Raw genomic sequence first — 18,983 nt, 5'->3', positions numbered from 1 at the left:
CGGGCTTATTCGATTTCTTCTACCAACAGGGTCCAGTGTACATAGCTTTCCCACAGGCTTTCCTGATGTAGGTTTTCCGCGCGTAGCGGGTGTGCCTGTAGCCAACCCGCGGGTAGGACAACATGTAATTTGTCGCCTTCAGCTTTTAGATTCAGGAGTGGCATGGTGTCATCACGGCGGCGGCTAGCAAAGATAATCGCCAACCGTAGAATGCGGCACAAGCGATGTGCTATTTCTTGTGGAACCGCATTTTGTTGACTTAAAGCAGTCATATCTAGCATGCCGTTTTGATTTTGCAGCAAAGCAGCCAGTAGCTTCTTTTGTGCCGGGGTAAACCCTGGCAGATCTATGTTTCTAATCAGATAGGCGGCATGCTGCGTTGACTGTTTGAAGTCTACGCTTAGGCCAACTTCATGCAGCAAACAGGCCCAGTGCAGTAGCTCAGCACTGCGGCTATCGATTTGCCAACTTTTAGATAATTGCAGAACAAAACTTTCGGCCAGCAGGCTGACACGCTCAGCTTGCTCGATATCGAGCTGATAGCGGCGCTGAATATTACGAATTGTCCGCGAGCGAATATCCTGCTCCACGGGAAGATCTAGCATGCCATACACCAGACCTTCGCGCAGAGCGCCGCCGGATAATGTCATGCTTTCGATCTCTAAGGTTTCGAAAATCGCAATCAGGATCGATAAGCCGCTCGGAAACACCAGCGCTCGCTCAAGAGTGAGCCCTTCAATTTCCAGCTCTTCGAGTTTGCCACACTGAATCGCGCGTTGGCGCATTTGCAGTAGTTTGTTCAGCGTGATGCGTTCATCCATCCCCTGAGCAACCATTATTTCCTGCAACGCTTGAACCGTGCCTGACGCCCCGACGCAGATCTGCCAGCCATGCTGTTTTAAGCTGTCGACCACGGGCAACAGCATCTCGCGCGCAGCCAGACCTGCACGATCGAAGTTTTCTTGGGTGAGATTACGATCGTTAAAATAGCGTTCAAGCCATGTCACACATCCCATTTGAAGGCTGTGTAGGACATCTGCCGTCGCGCCTGTCCCAGCCGCTAATTCGGTGCTACCGCCACCGATATCCACCACTAAACGTTGCGCCGAGCCACCTGTGGTATGTGCTACGCCTTGATAAATCAGGCGAGCTTCCTCTTCACCACTGATAACTTGGACTGGGCGGCCGAGGATTTCTTCAGCTTGAGTAATAAACTGCTGCGCATTTTTAGCAATGCGCAACGTCGCGGTTGCCACCACGCGGATTTGTTCGCGCGGAATATCCTGTAAGCGCTCAGAGAATAAGCGCAGGCATTGCCAACCGCGTTGCATGGCTTCGTCAGATAGTTGATTCTCGCTATCTAAACCCGCAGCTAAACGTACTTTGCGCTTAATACGGGCCAGTACCTGAATACTTCCCGCCACCTCACGCACAACCAGCATATGAAAGCTGTTAGAACCAAGATCAATAGCGGCATACAATGAGGCGGAGCTGCGCATAAATAATTAACTCGTACGTTTACGACTTTGACGCATCGAACCGTTATTACGGCGCGGACCTGAACTACGGCGTTGGCCGTTGTTACTCCGAGGGCGAGTTAATCGCTTCGGTGCAGGTAAATCAGTCAGCAGCGCTTCGCTATTGTACTTACTTACGGGGATTGAGTGCTCGATATAGGCCTCAATTGCCGGCAGATTGAGTACATATTCTTCACAAGCTAGTGTGATGGAATAGCCACTTTCACCTGCACGCCCAGTTCGGCCGATACGGTGAACGTAGTCTTCACAATCGTCAGGTAAGTCGTAGTTGAATACGTGAGTCACCAGTGGGATATGTAATCCACGGGCAGCCACGTCGGTTGCCACTAAGATATCCAGATTGCCTTTGGTGAAGTCATCCAGAATACGCAGACGTTTTTTCTGAGCCACATCGCCTGTCAGCAGGCCTACACGATGTCCGTCTGCGGCTAAATGGCCCCAGATATCTTCGCAGCGGTGCTTGGTATTGGCAAAAATAATGCAGCGATCTGGCCACTCTTCTTCGATCAGCGTCTGTAATAAACGCATTTTTTCTTCGTTAGAAGGGTAGAACAGCTCTTCTTTAATGCGATGACCCGTTTTTTGTTCTGGTTCCACTTCAATATATTCAGCGTTGTTCATATGTTCGAAGGCCAGTTCGCGTACACGATAAGATAATGTAGCGGAGAACATCATATTTAGGCGCTGATTGGTCGCAGGCATCCGACGGAATAGCCAGCGGATATCTTTAATAAAGCCTAAGTCGAACATGCGGTCGGCTTCATCAAGAACCACAACCTGAATACAGCCGAGGTCAATATGGCCTTGTTTAGCATAGTCGATCAAGCGACCCGTAGTGCCAATCAGAATATCAACACCACTTTCGAGCACTTTCAGCTGTTTATCGTAGCCATCGCCACCGTATGCCAAACCAAGTTTCAGACCTGTTTCGTGCGCAAGTGCCTCGGCATCAGAGTGAATTTGAACGGCTAATTCACGTGTCGGAGCCATAATCAGCGCTCTTGGCTGATTGGTTTTACGGTTCTCTGCGACAGGATGAGTGAGTAAATAATGGAAAGTTGACGCTAAAAAAGCCAGCGTCTTGCCGGTGCCTGTTTGTGCCTGACCTGCTACATCACGCCCATTCACTGTCAGGGGTAATGCGAGTGCCTGAATAGGCGTGCAGTTATGAAAGCCTTTAGATTCAAGGGCTTTGACCACCGTTGGGTGCAGGGCGAAGTCGGCGAACTTCTGTTCAGTTAAGTGTGTTTTGCTCATAGTGTCGTAGAATAACAGTTAACGCTATGTTCACGAAAGACGTTCACGAAAGTATTGCTTTACGAACGCGTATCCGTTGAAATAAAGTCAACCCTTTATTGGAAGATGATCGGTCTAGTAGGTTAAGATTATACCAATAAAGGCAGACTTAATCCTGTGGAGTAGAACATGAGCGATAAAATTGTTCACCTGAGTGACAACAGCTTCGATACCGATGTATTAAAAGCTGAAGGCCCGATTCTGGTTGATTTCTGGGCAGAATGGTGTGGTCCATGCAAGATGATTGCTCCGATTTTGGATGAAATCGCGACTGAATACGAAGGCAAGTTGACCATTGCTAAACTGAATATCGATGAAAACCCGGCGACTGCGCCGAAGTTTGGCATTCGCGGTATTCCAACCCTGCTGCTGTTTAAAAACGGCGCAGTGGCTGCGACTAAGGTCGGTGCTTTGTCCAAAACTCAATTGAAAGAGTTCTTGGACGCGAATCTGTAACCATCATATTTATGATGTTGTCTGGTGGTTAGTCGTTTTCTTGCGACTGACCGCTAGACGTCCGCGAATAAGCGTGTTAAGTTTAACCTCACTGCAATACAGTACTTACCTGTAGTTTGAATCATAAAGTTAGAATCTAAGTTTTATTCTGTTTTGAGACCTCTGTGTTTTAAACCCTAGTGTGACCTTCGAGAACTACTGCGGTCATCACGGTTGGGGCCAGCAAGCTAAAACATAGGTTTTAAACCGTAAGGCACCTTCATATCATCAATGAGTACACGCGAATTGGATCTGCAATCTTTTGGCATGGGTGCGATTTATCCGCGCTGTAATCCATACTGGGTGCTATGAAAGTCCACAAACAGGCATGGATGACCCCTGTCATACCATTCACAATACGTTCGAGATATACCCCGAGTTTAAAGAACCCACCATTATGAATCTTACCGAATTAAAGAATACGCCGGTCTCTGAGCTAATTACTCTCGGCGAAAACATGGGCCTAGAGAATCTGGCTCGTATGCGCAAACAGGACATTATTTTTGCAATCCTGAAACAACATGCAAAAAGCGGCGAAGATATCTTCGGTGATGGGGTGCTAGAAATATTGCAGGACGGATTTGGTTTCCTCCGTTCAGGCGATAGTTCCTACCTAGCAGGCCCTGATGATATCTATGTTTCTCCAAGCCAAATCCGCCGTTTCAACCTTCGCACTGGCGATACTATTTCCGGTAAAATCCGTCCTCCTAAAGAAGGTGAACGTTATTTTGCCCTGTTAAAAGTTAACGAAGTTAACTACGACAAACCAGAAAACGCCCGCAGTAAAATTCTGTTCGAAAACCTTACTCCTTTACATGCAAACTCTCGTCTTCGTATGGAACGCGGCAATGGTTCCACTGAAGATTTGACGGCTCGTGTCTTGGATTTGGCATCTCCGATCGGTCGTGGTCAACGTGGTCTGATCGTGGCGCCACCGAAAGCGGGTAAAACGATGCTGCTGCAAAACATTGCACAGAGCATCGCTTATAACCACCCTGACTGTACTTTGATGGTTCTTCTTATCGACGAACGTCCAGAAGAAGTTACCGAGATGCAGCGATTGGTGAAAGGTGAAGTTATTGCTTCTACCTTTGACGAACCAGCATCTCGCCACGTTCAGGTTGCTGAAATGGTTATCGAAAAAGCCAAGCGTCTGGTTGAACATAAGAAAGACGTTATTATTCTTCTGGACTCTATCACCCGTTTGGCTCGTGCCTACAACACCGTTGTTCCAGCGTCAGGTAAAGTGTTGACCGGTGGTGTAGATGCTAACGCCCTGCATCGTCCAAAGCGCTTCTTCGGTGCTGCACGTAACGTGGAAGAGGGCGGTAGCCTGACAATCATTGCCACCGCATTAGTTGATACCGGTTCTAAAATGGATGAAGTCATCTATGAAGAATTTAAAGGTACCGGCAACATGGAACTGCATCTTTCCCGTAAAATTGCGGAAAAACGCGTGTTCCCTGCGATTGATTACAACCGTTCTGGTACTCGTAAAGAAGAGCTTTTGACCACGTCTGAAGAGCTGCAGAAAATGTGGATTCTGCGTAAGATTATTCATCCTATGGGTGAGATTGATGCCATGGAGTTCCTCATCAATAAGCTTGCGATGACAAAAACGAACGATGATTTCTTCGATATGATGAAACGTTCGTAATAGCCAGAAAACTCGGGGAAACGCCATGTTAGAGATAACATGGCGTTTTTCTCATTTAACGGATACGATTGTTGATTAAAATATAGGAGCGCGCATCGCATACTTTTCTAAATGAGGACTATTGTTTTAGCACAGACATTTTAAGTGCGAGGTTAACAATTGAGTCTATTTGGGATGTATTTAGCTTTTAGTGCGGTGTACTATCCATGGGATATAGGTTGTTATAGCGTTGTTTAGCAAACTAATTCTTTTGTTGGCAATAAGAACAGAGAGCAGTTAACCGTGAATTTACTCGATATGAGTATGAGTCTTCTCCTTATCTTCCTATTCTCATTTGCGTTCTTGTTTTTTGCTCGGAAAGTTGCAAAAAAAATAGGGCTAGTAGATAAGCCGAACTATCGTAAACGCCATCAAGGGTTGATACCTTTGGTCGGCGGTATTTCTGTTTACGCGGGTATTTGTTTTACTTTCCTCTTCTTCCAGCCGTATATACCCCATGCGAAGCTTTACCTGATTTGTGCAGGCATCTTAGTGCTGGTCGGTGCATTGGATGACCGATTTGATATCAGTGTGAAATTCCGAGCAACGGTACAGGCATTGATCGCCATTGCCATGATGGTTTACGGCGGCTTATATCTCATGACCTTGGGGCATGTGTTAGGCCCGTGGGAGCTAAATCTTGGGCCATTTGGCTATGTCGTCACTCTGTTTGCCGTTTGGGCCGCCATCAATGCGTTCAATATGGTGGATGGGATCGATGGCCTGCTGGGCGGGTTATCTTGTGTGACCTTTGCCGCCATGGGGATTCTGCTTTTTCAGGATCACCAAGGAGATTTAGCGCTATGGTGTTTCGCTATTATTGCGGCAATCTTACCTTACATCGTGCTAAACCTTGGGATTTTGGGGCGCCGTTATAAAGTCTTTATGGGCGATGCGGGTAGTACCCTGATCGGTTTCACGGTGATTTGGATCCTGTTGCAGAGCACTCAGGGAAAATCACATCCGATGAATCCGGTGACGGCGCTTTGGATGATAGCGATCCCACTGATGGATATGATTGCCATCATGTATCGCAGATTGCGCAAAGGAATGAGCCCTTTCTCACCAGATCGCCAGCATATTCATCATTTGATTATGCGTGCCGGCTTTACCTCCCGTCAGGCTTTCGTTCTTATCACTGTCGCTGCGGCACTGTTGGCGGCAATTGGCGTATTAGGCGAAAGGTTACAATTTATGCCTGAATGGGTAATGTTGGCATTATTCTTGCTTGCATTTTTCATGTACGGATATTGTATAAAACGCGCGTGGCGTGTAGCCCGTTATATTAAGCGTATGAAGCGGCGACTCCGTAACGCGGCGCAGCGCAAAAAAGCTTAACCTGATGTAGTGATGGAAATTGAGACAATGTCGAACCAGAACGAAATGCCCGTTGAAAACGAGTTGGATATTCGCGGTTTGTGCCGCACCCTTTGGCAGGGCAAGGCTTGGATAATTGGTGTAGCTGCCGCTTTTGCTATCGTTGCGATACTTGTTTCTTTTCTGATGAAGCAGGAGTGGAGTGCTACCGCTATCACTGATAAGCCGACGGTAAATCTGTTGGGCGGTTATTATTCTCAGCAGCAGTTTTTACGCAATCTTGATCAACGAATTGGCGGTAACCAGACACTTGAGCCCAGTATTGCTGATGAAGCCTATAATGAGTTCATTATGCAATTAGCGGCGTATGATACTCGTCGCGATTTCTGGCTAAAGAGCAAATATTACCAAGAACGCAAAGAGGGCGATGTTAAAGCTGATGCAGCCTTGCTGGATGAGATGGTGAATAACATTGTGTTCATTCCCCGCGACGATGCGAAAAAAACCAATGATAGCGTCAAATTAATCGCAGAGACGGCAGCAGATGCGAATACGTTGCTACGACAATATGTTGATTTTGCCAGTCAGCAAGCAGCTAGCCATTTGAATGAAGAGATTCAGGGCGCGTGGGCTGCTCGTACTATTTCTCTCAAAGCGCAGGTGAAACGCCAAGAAGAAGTGGCCTCCGCCATTTATCAGCGAGAGGTTAAGGGGCTTGAGCAAGGATTAAAGATCGCACAGCAGCAGGGTATTAGCAGTTCTCGCACTGATACTCCAGCAGAGCAACTGCCTGCAGCGGATTTGTTTATGTTAGGCCGCCCTATGCTGCAGGCTCGTTTAGAAGCACTTCAGGCATCAGGACCAAGCTACGATCTGGATTATGATCAAAATCGCGCGATGCTCAATACGCTCAATGTTGGACCAACATTGGATAGCAAATTCCAGACCTATCGTTATCTTCGCACACCGGAAGAACCGGTTAAACGCGATAGTCCACGCCGAGGCTTTATGCTCGTGATGTGGGGAGCTATCGGCGCTTTAGTCGGCGCTGGGGTGGCGTTAGTGAGACGAACTCGCCCGTAAGTTATCTGAATTCATCCTATTGGGCACCGGAAGGTGCCCAAACTACGGCTGATGGCCGTAATTTACTGATAAAAAGAGATCTACAGTGAAAGTATTGACTGTATTTGGAACCCGTCCTGAGGCCATTAAAATGGCTCCGCTGGTTCATGCTTTGGCAAAGGATAGTGCCTTTGAGGCGAAAGTCTGCGTAACAGCTCAGCATCGTGAGATGTTGGATCAGGTACTAAACTTATTTGAAATTACGCCTGATTATGACCTGAATATTATGAGACCTGGCCAGGGACTCAGTGAAATAACTTGTCGCATTCTGGAAGGTTTGAAGCCGGTATTGGAGGATTTCAAACCTGACGTAGTATTAGTTCACGGTGATACGACGACGACCATGGCCGCCAGCTTGGCTGCCTTTTATCAGCGTATTCCCGTCGGTCACGTTGAAGCGGGGCTGAGAACCGGGAATCTGTATTCTCCATGGCCGGAAGAGGCGAACCGAACATTGACCGGTCATATGGCTATGTTCCATTTTGCCCCGACGGAAACTTCAAAGCAGAACCTCATCAGAGAAGCCATCTCAGATACAAATATTTTTATCACAGGTAATACCGTCATTGATGCGTTGATTTGGGTTCGCGATCGTGTGTTGGGCAATGAAGAACTGAAAAAAAGTCTAGACCTTCGCTATCCGTTCCTAGATAAAACGAAAAAGCTGATTTTGGTTACGGGACATCGTCGAGAAAGTTTTGGAGGTGGTTTTGAGCGTATCTGTAGCGCCTTAGCTGAAATCGCCCGTTCTCATCCTGATGTACAGGTTGTATATCCTGTGCATCTGAACCCGAACGTCAGCGAACCTGTTAACCGTATTTTACGCGGCATCGATAACGTTATTCTCATTGAGCCTCAAGACTATCTGCCGTTTGTCTATCTCATGAATCACGCCTATATGATCCTAACGGACTCCGGTGGTATTCAGGAAGAAGCGCCTTCTCTCGGAAAACCTGTATTGGTTATGCGAGATACCACTGAACGTCCTGAAGCTGTTACGGCAGGGACAGTACGTTTAGTTGGAACAGATACTAAAAAGATATTGGAACAGGTCAGTCGGTTGCTAACGGATGATGAGGAATATCATGCGATGAGCCGAGCACATAACCCGTATGGCGACGGACATGCCTGCCAACGAATCCTTGAAGCATTAAAAAATCATCAGGTGACGTTATGAGTTTTGAAACTATCTCTGTTATTGGTCTGGGTTATATCGGTCTGCCAACTGCGGCTGCATTCTCCTCGCGCCAGAAAAAAGTGATTGGCGTGGATGTGAACCAACATGCTGTAGATACGATTAATCGCGGTGCAATCCATATTGTTGAGCCTGATCTTGATAAAGTGGTTAAACAGGCCGTTGACGGCGGTTTCCTGCGTGCAGTGACAACGCCTGAAGCCGCAGATGCATTTTTGATCGCAGTCCCAACCCCGTTTAAAGGCGATCATGAACCGGATATGGTTTATGTCGAGTCTGCAGCCAAATCGATAGCCCCCGTGCTGAAAAAAGGCGATCTGGTCATCCTAGAGTCTACATCCCCCGTGGGTGCTACAGAACAAATGGTGGCATGGCTGGCAGAATCTCGCCCAGATTTGAGTTTTCCGCATCAGGCCGGTGAATCTGCCGATGTGAATATTGCTTATTGCCCAGAGCGTGTCTTGCCGGGAAAAGTGATGGTTGAACTGATTCAAAATGATCGCGTGATCGGCGGGATGACGCCAAAATGTTCAGCCCGAGCTAGTGAGCTTTACAAGATTTTCCTCGAAGGCGAATGTGTGGTGACCAATTCCCGCACTGCCGAGATGTGTAAATTGACGGAAAACAGCTTCCGTGATGTCAACATTGCATTTGCTAACGAGCTTTCGCTGATTTGCGATACTCAAGGCATTAATGTATGGGAGCTGATCGCGTTGGCGAATCGCCATCCTCGAGTCAATATTTTACAGCCCGGTCCAGGCGTCGGTGGCCACTGTATCGCCGTCGACCCATGGTTTATCGTATCTCAGAATCCACAGCAAGCACGTTTGATCCATACCGCACGTCTGGTGAATGATGGCAAACCTATTTGGGTGGTTGACTGCGTTAAAGCCGCGGTTGCCGATTGCTTGTCCCAGTCTGGTAAGCGAGCCGCTGAGATTAAAATTGCCTGTTTCGGTTTAGCCTTTAAGCCCGATATTGACGATCTGCGCGAAAGCCCAGCGATGGAAATCGCTCATATGATTGCTGAATGGCATGCGGGACAAACGTTGGTTGTTGAGCCGAATATTGAGCAGTTGCCGAAAAAGTTAATTGGTCACGCTGATTTGGTCACTACCGCAGACGCACTACGTCAGGCGGATGTGATTGTCATGCTGGTCGATCACAAGCAGTTTAAAGCGATTCCAGCCGCGCAAGTGACTCAGTCCTATATTGTCGATACTAAAGGGGTATGGCAGTGAAGCGTATTCTTGTAACCGGCGGTGCTGGTTTTATTGGTTCCGCCGTGGTGCGCCATATTATTGCTGATACTAACAACAGCGTTGTGGTCGTGGATAAGCTGACCTATGCCGGCAATCTAGAGTCGTTGACTCCGGTTTCTGATAGCGATCGCTATGCATTTGAGCAAGTAGATATTTGCAATCGTACCGAACTCGATCGGGTATTTGCCCAATATCAGCCAGACTACGTGATGCACTTGGCTGCGGAAAGCCACGTTGATCGCTCTATTGATGGTCCTGCCGCTTTTATTGAAACTAACATCGTAGGCACCTATACGATCTTGGAAGCAGCTCGCCAATACTGGAATGGACTGGACGAGCAGCGTAAAAGCGCTTTCCGTTTCCATCATATTTCCACCGATGAAGTATATGGCGATTTGCATGGCACTGACGATTTCTTCACTGAAACGACGCCATATGCCCCAAGCAGCCCATACTCTGCCTCTAAGGCATCCAGCGATCACTTGGTACGCGCTTGGCTGCGTACCTATGGTTTCCCAACCATTGTGACTAATTGCTCCAACAACTATGGCCCATACCATTTCCCAGAAAAGCTGATCCCGTTGATTATTCTCAACGCATTAGCAGGGAAGCCGTTGCCGGTGTATGGCAATGGCGCGCAGATCCGTGATTGGCTATACGTTGAAGATCATGCTCGAGCACTGTATCTGGTGGTGACTGAAGGTGTTATCGGTGAAACCTATAACATCGGTGGTCATAACGAGCGTAAGAATATTGACGTAGTGAAAACTGTTTGCACGCTTCTCGAGGAGCTGGTTCCGAGCAAACCAGATGGCGTTGGGCATTATACCGATCTGATTACCTACGTAACGGACCGCCCTGGACATGACATGCGTTACGCGATTGATGCCGCCAAGATTGAACGCGAACTGGGATGGCGACCACAGGAAACCTTTGAAAGCGGTATCCGCAAAACGGTTGAGTGGTACCTAGCCAATGAGTCTTGGTGGAAACGCGTGCAAGATGGCTCTTATGCTGGTGAGCGTTTAGGATTGCAGTAACTTTTCTCCACCACTGGTGGCAAACAGTTTTTTATCGGCTGTTTCACTAAGGAGATATCATGAAAGGCATGATTTTATGAAAGGAATAGTCCTTGCTGGTGGGTCGGGTACCCGTTTACACCCAATTACTCGTGGTGTATCTAAGCAGCTGTTGCCAATTTATGATAAGCCAATGATTTATTATCCACTGTCAGTACTGATGCTGGCAGGGATCCGAGATATTCTGATTATATCAACCCCAGAAGACTTGCCTTCATTTCGACGTTTGCTGGGCAGCGGTGAAGAGTTTGGTATTAGCCTGAGCTACGCGGAACAACCAAACCCAGATGGATTAGCTCAGGCATTCTTGATCGGCGAAGAATTTATCGGTGGTGATACTTCCTGTTTAGTGCTTGGAGATAATATCTATTTTGGTCAGGGTTTCAGTCCAAAATTACGCAATGTGGCTAAGCGCCAACATGGCGCAACGGTATTTGGTTATCAGGTCATGGATCCTGAACGTTTTGGTGTGGTTGAGTTCGATGATGAATTCCGCGCTTTGTCTATTGAAGAAAAACCGGAGAAACCCAAGTCTAATTGGGCTGTGACGGGACTTTACTTCTACGATGACCAAGTTGTTGATATTGCAAAGCAAGTTAAACCTTCCTCGCGTGGTGAGTTGGAAATTACCAGTATCAACCAAATGTATCTGGAACGTGGCGAACTCAATGTCGAGTTGCTGGGCCGAGGGTTTGCGTGGTTAGACACTGGTACACACGACAGCCTCATTGAAGCCAGTACTTTCGTTCAAACGGTCGAGAAGCGTCAAGGCTTCAAGATCGCGTGTTTAGAGGAAATTGCGTGGCGCAATGGTTGGCTTGATGATGACGGTGTTAAATACGCGGCACAAAAGCTGGCTAAAACTGGCTATGGCAAATACCTAATGGATCTATTACATGTGCGTCCGCGCCAATATTGAGCCCTTAGCGTGGGAGAGTGAATATTTTCAGCTCCGTAGCGCAAAATTGGCTTTTTCATCGACGGCTCCACAACTAACAACGGCTGATCTTCAGCCGTTTGATATTGTGCAGGCTAAAATTCCTGCCAATCAATTGGTATTGGCGGATGACTTAGCGAACCTCGGTTTCAGGTTGGTTGAGGGGGAAATAGATTTATCGCTTTCCACCGGACTTGAACAGATTGGCACAAGAAATGCAAATAGCGCAGGGACGACTATTTTTGGCAGTCGTATTGCCATGCCTGAGGATATCCCTTGGCTCAGAGCACAGGCTGCGCAGGCTTTTGCGCTTAGCCGTTTTCGAGCCCCTTGGTATCAAGCTGGCGACAGCGCTCGTTTTTATGCCGAGTGGGTGGAAAAAGCGGTCCTAGGAACCTTTGACCATCAATGCTTGTTGGTGCTCAATACGCAAATGAAGCCTGCTGGATTCGTTACGCTACGCGCTCTTGCTAATGGAGAGGCCAGAATCGGTCTACTTGCCGTTGCTCCAGAAGCGGCAGGCTTAGGGATTGGAAAACAGCTTATGCAGCTGGCACAGAATTGGTGTCGGGATAACAACCTTTCGTGTCTGCATGTTGCAACACAAACGGGAAACATTCCGGCTTTACGGCTTTATATTCGCAGCGGTGCCGTGATTGAAAGCTCGGCCTACTGGCTATACAGGTGAACACATGATTCCATTTAACGCGCCTCCCGTTGTAGGGACAGAACTTGAGTATATGCAGGCCGCTATGAGCAGCGGCAAGCTGTGCGGGGACGGTGGTTTTACTCGCCGTTGCCAGCAGTGGATGGAGCAACGTTTTGGCAGCGCCAAGGTGCTGTTAACGCCTTCTTGTACTGCTTCGTTAGAAATGGCTGCTTTGCTGCTGGATATTCAGCCTGACGATGAAGTCATTATGCCAAGCTTTACCTTTGTTTCTACAGCCAATGCCTTTGTGTTGCGCGGTGCGAAAGTGGTGTTTGTCGATTTGCGTCCAGATACGATGAATATTGATGAAACCAAAATTGAAGCCGCTATTACCGATAAAACTCGCGCTATTGTGCCGGTTCACTACGCGGGCGTAGCCTGTGAAATGGACACTATTATGGCGTTGGCGAAGAAATATAATTTGTTTGTGGTTGAAGATGCCGCTCAAGGCGTGATGTCAACTTACAAAGGCAAAGCGCTGGGCTCAATTGGCCACATCGGTTGTTTTAGCTTCCATGAAACCAAGAATTACACCGCGGGTGGTGAAGGTGGCGCGACGCTGATTAACGATCCTGCATTGATTGAGCGTGCGGAGATTATTCGCGAAAAAGGAACTAACCGTAGCCAGTTCTTCCGTGGCTTAGTGGACAAGTATACCTGGCGTGATATTGGTTCCAGCTATTTGATGTCTGACCTACAGGCTGCTTACCTGTGGGCGCAGTTAGAAGCCGCAGAGAAGATCAACCAACGTCGTTTGCAGCTATGGCAGAATTATTATGATGCGTTCCTGCCATTAGCCCAAAAAGGCAAAGTTGAGCTGCCATCGGTACCGAATGATTGCCAGCAAAACGCGCATATGTTCTATCTGAAACTGCGTGATATCGATCAGCGTTCAGACTTCATTAACTATCTTAAAGAAGCTGAAATCATGTCGGTATTCCATTACATCCCTCTGCATGAGTGCCCTGCAGGTGAGCGTTTTGGCCGTTTTGAAGGTAAAGACGTATATACCACCAAAGAAAGCGAGCGTTTAGCACGTTTACCGCTGTTCTATAATATGTCTGACGTTAACCAACGTACGGTGATTAGCACTATTCAGAGTTTCTTTGGCTGATGTCATTAGCAAAAGCATCTTTATGGACGGCCGGCTCTACCCTGATCAAAATTGGGGTAGGGCTGCTGGTCGTTAAGCTGCTGGCGGTCTCTTTTGGCCCTAGCGGTGTTGGGCAGGCGGGAAATTTTCGTCAGATGGTTACCGTGCTCGGTGTTCTCTCAGGTGCGGGTATTTTTAACGGCATCACCAAGTATGTGGCTGAGTATCATCAACAACCTGAGCGCTTAAAGGCGGTGGTGGGGACTTCGTCCAGTATGATTCTGGGCTTCTCCACCTTGTTGGCGGTGGTATTCCTGCTCGCGGCTGAACCAATAAGCGTTGGTTTGTTTGGCCATGCGGACTATCAACCGATTGTGCGCGCAGTCGCTTTTATCCAGATGGGCATTGCCTACGCCAACTTCTTTATGGCGGTATTGAAAGGCTTTCGTGATGCGCGTGGTAACGCGCTCTCCATCATCGGCGGTAGTTTACTGGGTGTCATCGCGTATTATTTCTGTTATGCGTTTGGCGGTTATCCTGGCGCGTTGGCGGGTTTAGCGTTGGTTCCAGCTATTGTAGTGATCCCTGCGAGCTTCATGCTGTTTAAGCGTCGACATATACCGCTGAGCTATTTTCGCTTGGGTTGGGACAAGGCGATTGCCAGCAATCTCGGCAAGTTCACCATTATGGCGTTGATCACATCGGTAACGCTGCCGGTTGCTTACGTGATGATGCGAAACTTGCTGGCACGGTACTATAGCTGGGATGAAGTGGGAATTTGGCAAGGGGTCAGCAGCATTTCTGATGCCTATCTGCAGTTTATTACCGCTTCATTCAGCGTATATCTGTTGCCAACATTGTCGCGATTGGTGAGTAAACATGACATTAGCCGCGAAATCAGCCGCTCGCTCCTGTTTGTTTTGCCTGCGGTGGCAGCGGCCAGTTTTACCGTTTGGTTGCTGCGGGACTTTGCTATTTGGCTGTTATTCTCCAATAAGTTTATTGCGATGCGCGATTTGTTCGCATGGCAGTTGGTTGGCGATGTATTGAAAGTGGGTTCCTATGTCTTTGGCTATCTCGTGATCGCCAAAGCATCGCTGCGCTTTTATGTCATGACTGAGGTGAGCCAGTTTATCTTGCTCACCGGTTTCTCTCATTGGCTCATTCCGCAGCATGGCGCTCTTGGAGCAGCGCAGGCATATATGGCGACTTACATCGTCTATTTCCTGCTCTGTACATCTGTATTCTTGATTTATCGTAGACGGGCATGACGACACTGATTCACGTTCTGGGATCGGATATCCCACACCATAACCTGACCGTACTGCGCTTCTTTAACGATGTGTTGAGTGAACGCGTGCCAAAAGAACAAGCTCGGCACTTTATGGTTGCAGCGCGTGATGCTTCGGCGTTTAGCGCATTCGAGCAGCTTGATATTACCGTTTGGCCGGATAAAAAAACCTTGGCTGAGGCGGTTATCGCACGAGCCAAAGCCGATCGTTCAGTGCGCTTCTTTATGCATGGGCAATTTAATCCCACGCTCTGGATTGCTTTGCTTACTGGGAAGATTAAATCTTCACAGGTTGCATGGCATGCGTGGGGGGCGGATCTGTATGAGGACGCCACCAGTTGGAAATTTCGCTTATTCTACCAATTGCGCCGTGTGGCACAGGGACGAGTGGGGCACGTATTCGCTACTCGCGGCGATCTGATTCATTATCAGCAACGCCACCCTCGAGTACCGGCCTCATTGCTCTATTTTCCGACGCGTATGGATCCCGCGCTTACGCTGGAGAACCCCCAAAAATCGGTGAATGGCCCACTGACTATTCTGGTTGGGAATTCGGGTGATCGGACCAATCGCCACAGAGAAGCGCTGGAAGCGATCAAAGAGCAATTTGGTACAGACAACCGCATCATTATCCCAATGGGGTATCCCGCCAATAACGCCGAGTATATCGCTCAGGTTAAACAGGCGGCAGAGCAGTTATTCCCTGCAGAGAATGTGCAGCTTTTGACACAGCAGGTGGCTTTTGCTGACTATCTGGATATCCTGCGTCGCTGTGATTTGGGCTATTTCATCTTTAATCGTCAGCAGGGAATTGGCACGTTATGTTTGCTGATCCAGTTTGGCGTGCCGTTTGTGTTGAGCCGCAAAAACCCATTCTGGCAGGATTTAGCTGAGCAGCATCTGCCGGTACTGTTCTACGGCGATTCTCTCGACGCAAATGTTGCACGTGAAGCACAGCGCCAGATGAATGTCGTTGATAAAAGCCAGATCGCATTTTTTAATCCAAACTACATTGATGGTTGGCAGCAGGCCTTGGAAATTGCCGCAGGGGAACATGTATGACTCTGGCGCAGTTAGGCGGCTTATCGTTAGTCTATTTCTTCTCGGTAGTGTTTGTTTTATTCCTGACATACAAGGAATTTCGCCGCGTTCGCTTTAACTTCAACGTGTTCTTTTCCCTATTGTTTTTACTCACGTTTTATTTTGGCTTCCCGCTGACATGTATGCTGGTTTTCCGCTTTGATGTCACGGTCGTGCCCGTTGAGTATCTGCTTTATGCTCAGCTTTCGGCCACGGCGTTTTATGCCATCTATTATGTAACCTATAAAACACGTCTAAGGCCGGTTCAAAAGGTTCAAACCGAGCGTTCGATGTTTAGCATTAATCGGGTTGAAGCGCACCTGACGTGGATCCTGTTAGCGTTGATCGCTATTGGCACCGTCGGCGTGTTCTTTATGAATAACGGCTTCTTATTATTTAAGCTGCATTCATACAGCCAAATTTTCTCTAGTGATGTCTCGGGCGTGGCGCTTAAGCGTTTCTTCTACTTCTTTATTCCGGCCATGCTAGTGGTCTATTTCCTTAAGCAGGATCAGCGAGCTTGGTTGTTTTTCCTCGTTAGCACCGTGGCGTTTGGTATTTTAACCTATGTGATTGTCGGCGGAACTCGTGCCAACATCATCATTGCCTTTGCTCTGTTCTTGTTCATTGGCATTGTACGTGGCTGGATAACGTTGTGGATGCTGGCTGCTGCTGGTGTACTAGGTATTGTTGGTATGTTCTGGCTGGCGCTAAAACGCTATGGCATGAACGTGAGCGGCGATGAAGCGTTTTATACCTTCCTATATCTGACGCGAGATACTTTCTCCCCGTGGGAGAATCTCGGGTTGTTGCTGCAAAACTACGACAAGATTGATTTCCAAGGCCTAGCGCCGATTATCCGCGACTTCTACGTCTTCATTCCAAGCTGGATGTGGCCGGGACGTCCCGACCAAGTATTCAACACCGCCAATTATTTCACCTGGGAAGTACTTAACAACCATTCTGGTTTAGCTATTTCTCCAACGCTGATTGGTTCTCTGGTTGTGATGGGCGGAGTCGCTTTTATCCCGTTGGGAGCGATAGCTGTAGGTCTGATTATCAAATGGTTTGATTGGCTATATGAAAAAGGCAAGCGTGAGGCCAACCGTTATAAGGCAGCGATAATGCAGGCATTCTGTTTCGGCGCTGTGTTCAACATTATCGTACTAGCCCGAGAGGGAATGGACTCTTTCGTATCACGCGTGGTGTTTTTCTGCCTGATATTTGGATTGTGTCTGTTGATCGCAAAACTACTTTATTGGCTGTTTGATAGCGCTGGTTTGATTCGGCAGCGAGTTCGCCGGAGCCGTATGCCTCGAGTGACGTCTCCCGCAAGAAAAGTTTTACAAGGATAATGAACATGCAGACGACGAACCCCATCCCTAAATATGACATTAGAGGCATCGAGCTTTGGGGCTTCCGTGATATGCCACAGTTTCTTGAGCACCTGTTTGATGACGGCGAACTGAAAACCGGTACTTTGGTGGCAATTAACGCTGAGAAAGTGATGACCGCTGAGGTCGATAAGCCTCTTCGCGATTTGATCGATGCAGCCGAATATAAGTATTGCGATGGCATCAGCATGGTTCGTGCTATTCGCCGCAAATACCCAGGAGCTCAACTTAGTCGCGTTGCAGGGGCTGATCTCTGGGAAGCGTTAATGCAGCGCGCGGGAGAGAAGGGAACGCCTGTTTTCCTTATCGGCGGCAAACCTGAAATTTTGGCTGAAACCGAAGCCAAGCTACGTCAGCAGTGGAATGTTAATATTGTAGGTAGCCAAGATGGTTACTTTAAACCGGAAGAACGTACTGCCTTGTTTGAACGTATCCGCGCAAGTGGTGCAAAAATAGTGACGGTAGCAATGGGATCGCCAAAACAGGAAATCTTGATGCGTGACTGTCGTAACGTCTATCCTGGTGCGCTGTATATGGGGGTTGGCGGTACTTACGATGTTTTCACTGGGCATGTCAAACGTGCGCCTAAGGTATGGCAGAATCTTGGGCTGGAGTGGCTATACCGTTTATTAGCTCAGCCAACGCGTTGGCGTCGTCAGTTCAAGTTGCTTAAGTTTTTAGGGTATTACTACGGCGGGCGTTTATAGCGTGTAGACCAAAGGGGCTTTTTGCCCCTTAATGCCTTATCTCTATTCGCTATCTTCAGTATGTTTATTTGTTAACGCGTTGGGGAAATAAATCATCGATAGCTGATAAACAGTGATGATTTGATAGAAGTCGTAGGGTAAAGCGTCGACATTTGCGTCAGAATGCGCAAAGTCTAATCAAACGCAATATTTATGACAAAAAGCACTAGACAGCATGGCACCAAGTCCGTAATATCCGTTCCCGCAACGGCGCTAAGCGCCCGTAGCTCAGCTGGATAGAGCGCTGCCCTCCGGAGGCAGAGGTCTCAGGTTCGAATCCTGTCGGGCGCACCAGTTTTTTAAAGAGCTTTACGAAGCTTTGTGTGCAAGAGCTGCGGTGGTATGCAGTACAAAATACGATACCGCGTTATAAGAATTGATGGTGGCTATAGCTCAGTTGGTAGAGCCCTGGATTGTGATTCCAGTTGTCGTGGGTTCGAGTCCCATTAGCCACCCCAGATTTAAGTGGCATTGCGAAGGTGGCGGAATTGGTAGACGCGCTAGCTTCAGGTGTTAGTGTCCTTACGGACGTGAGGGTTCAAGTCCCTCTCTTCGCACCACAACCAATCTAGAATTGGTAATCTGTGAGTAGTAAAATGACCGAGGTCATTCAGTAGTACGAACTCTTAGGCGTAAGTCAGAGTTATCGGCGAGTAGCGCAGCTTGGTAGCGCAACTGGTTTGGGACCAGTGGGTCGGAGGTTCGAATCCTCTCTCGCCGACCAATTAATTGA

General features: G+C 48.0%; 16 protein-coding genes and 4 tRNA genes. 18 read left to right on the top strand and 2 right to left on the bottom strand.

Annotated elements, in window-relative coordinates; translation table 11 throughout:
* Positions 1-5 precede the first annotated feature (5 nt).
* A complete protein-coding gene (gppA, locus tag M988_RS19955; RefSeq protein WP_008815828.1) occupies positions 6-1,499 on the bottom strand; it encodes a guanosine-5'-triphosphate,3'-diphosphate diphosphatase in 1,494 nt (497 codons plus the stop codon).
* A 6-nt stretch (positions 1,500-1,505) separates the two neighbouring features.
* Entirely contained in the window at positions 1,506-2,795 is a 1,290-nt protein-coding gene (gene rhlB, locus M988_RS19950; protein ID WP_004089253.1) for an ATP-dependent RNA helicase RhlB, read from the bottom strand.
* Positions 2,796-2,963: 168 nt separating this feature from the next.
* Here rhlB and trxA point away from each other — a divergent pair, with 168 nt between their 5' ends.
* The 18 genes from trxA (at position 2,964) to M988_RS19860 (ending at position 18,974) form a co-directional block, all read left to right on the top strand.
* Positions 2,964-3,290 (top strand): thioredoxin TrxA, encoded by a 327-nt coding sequence (gene trxA / locus M988_RS19945; RefSeq protein ID WP_004089255.1) that lies wholly within the window; start codon positions 2,964-2,966, stop codon positions 3,288-3,290.
* 436 nt (positions 3,291-3,726) lie between these two features.
* Positions 3,727-4,986 carry a transcription termination factor Rho gene (gene rho / locus M988_RS19940; RefSeq protein WP_008815829.1) on the top strand — a complete coding sequence of 420 codons (1,260 nt, stop codon included), beginning with the start codon at positions 3,727-3,729 and terminating at the stop codon, positions 4,984-4,986.
* A gap of 282 nt (positions 4,987-5,268) precedes the next feature.
* A complete protein-coding gene (gene wecA, locus M988_RS19935; RefSeq protein WP_064575459.1) occupies positions 5,269-6,363 on the top strand; it encodes a UDP-N-acetylglucosamine--undecaprenyl-phosphate N-acetylglucosaminephosphotransferase in 1,095 nt (364 codons plus the stop codon).
* A gap of 12 nt (positions 6,364-6,375) precedes the next feature.
* Complete coding sequence (wzzE, locus tag M988_RS19930) at positions 6,376-7,425, top strand: ECA polysaccharide chain length modulation protein (RefSeq protein ID WP_008815831.1); 1,050 nt, start codon at positions 6,376-6,378, stop codon at positions 7,423-7,425.
* A gap of 85 nt (positions 7,426-7,510) precedes the next feature.
* Complete coding sequence (wecB, locus tag M988_RS19925; protein ID WP_008815832.1) at positions 7,511-8,641, top strand: non-hydrolyzing UDP-N-acetylglucosamine 2-epimerase; 1,131 nt, start codon at positions 7,511-7,513, stop codon at positions 8,639-8,641.
* Entirely contained in the window at positions 8,638-9,900 is a 1,263-nt protein-coding gene (gene wecC, locus M988_RS19920; RefSeq protein WP_064575457.1) for a UDP-N-acetyl-D-mannosamine dehydrogenase, read from the top strand. The genes wecB and wecC overlap by 4 nt, the downstream gene beginning before the upstream one ends.
* A complete protein-coding gene (gene rffG, locus M988_RS19915; RefSeq protein WP_211271693.1) occupies positions 9,891-10,961 on the top strand; it encodes a dTDP-glucose 4,6-dehydratase in 1,071 nt (356 codons plus the stop codon). Before wecC ends, rffG begins: the two co-directional genes overlap by 10 nt.
* A gap of 76 nt (positions 10,962-11,037) precedes the next feature.
* Positions 11,038-11,919 carry a glucose-1-phosphate thymidylyltransferase RfbA gene (gene rfbA, locus M988_RS19910; RefSeq protein ID WP_064575455.1) on the top strand — a complete coding sequence of 294 codons (882 nt, stop codon included), beginning with the start codon at positions 11,038-11,040 and terminating at the stop codon, positions 11,917-11,919.
* Complete coding sequence (rffC, locus tag M988_RS19905) at positions 11,897-12,625, top strand: dTDP-4-amino-4,6-dideoxy-D-galactose acyltransferase (RefSeq protein ID WP_064575453.1); 729 nt, start codon at positions 11,897-11,899, stop codon at positions 12,623-12,625. The genes rfbA and rffC overlap by 23 nt, the downstream gene beginning before the upstream one ends.
* Positions 12,626-12,629: 4 nt before the next feature.
* On the top strand, positions 12,630-13,760 hold the full coding sequence (gene rffA / locus M988_RS19900) for a dTDP-4-amino-4,6-dideoxygalactose transaminase (protein WP_039189837.1): 1,131 nt from the start codon (positions 12,630-12,632) through the stop codon (positions 13,758-13,760).
* Entirely contained in the window at positions 13,760-15,010 is a 1,251-nt protein-coding gene (gene wzxE / locus M988_RS19895; protein ID WP_064575452.1) for a lipid III flippase WzxE, read from the top strand. Before rffA ends, wzxE begins: the two co-directional genes overlap by 1 nt.
* Entirely contained in the window at positions 15,007-16,092 is a 1,086-nt protein-coding gene (locus M988_RS19890) for a TDP-N-acetylfucosamine:lipid II N-acetylfucosaminyltransferase (RefSeq protein ID WP_064575450.1), read from the top strand. The genes wzxE and M988_RS19890 overlap by 4 nt, the downstream gene beginning before the upstream one ends.
* Complete coding sequence (gene wzyE, locus M988_RS19885; protein WP_008815839.1) at positions 16,089-17,465, top strand: ECA oligosaccharide polymerase; 1,377 nt, start codon at positions 16,089-16,091, stop codon at positions 17,463-17,465. The genes M988_RS19890 and wzyE overlap by 4 nt, the downstream gene beginning before the upstream one ends.
* Positions 17,465-18,211 carry a lipopolysaccharide N-acetylmannosaminouronosyltransferase gene (gene wecG / locus M988_RS19880; RefSeq protein WP_039189828.1) on the top strand — a complete coding sequence of 249 codons (747 nt, stop codon included), beginning with the start codon at positions 17,465-17,467 and terminating at the stop codon, positions 18,209-18,211. Before wzyE ends, wecG begins: the two co-directional genes overlap by 1 nt.
* 256 nt (positions 18,212-18,467) lie before the next feature.
* Positions 18,468-18,544, top strand: a tRNA-Arg gene (locus M988_RS19875).
* Positions 18,545-18,632: 88 nt separating this feature from the next.
* Positions 18,633-18,708, top strand: a tRNA-His gene (locus tag M988_RS19870).
* Positions 18,709-18,723: 15 nt separating this feature from the next.
* Positions 18,724-18,810: transfer RNA gene (locus M988_RS19865), tRNA-Leu, on the top strand.
* Positions 18,811-18,897: 87 nt separating this feature from the next.
* Positions 18,898-18,974, top strand: a tRNA-Pro gene (locus M988_RS19860).
* Positions 18,975-18,983 lie beyond the last annotated feature (9 nt).

The sequence above is a fragment of the Hafnia paralvei ATCC 29927 genome, from assembly GCF_001655005.1.
Taxonomy (GTDB): domain Bacteria; phylum Pseudomonadota; class Gammaproteobacteria; order Enterobacterales; family Enterobacteriaceae; genus Hafnia; species Hafnia paralvei.
This window is presented reverse-complemented; position numbering and strand designations above follow the sequence as displayed.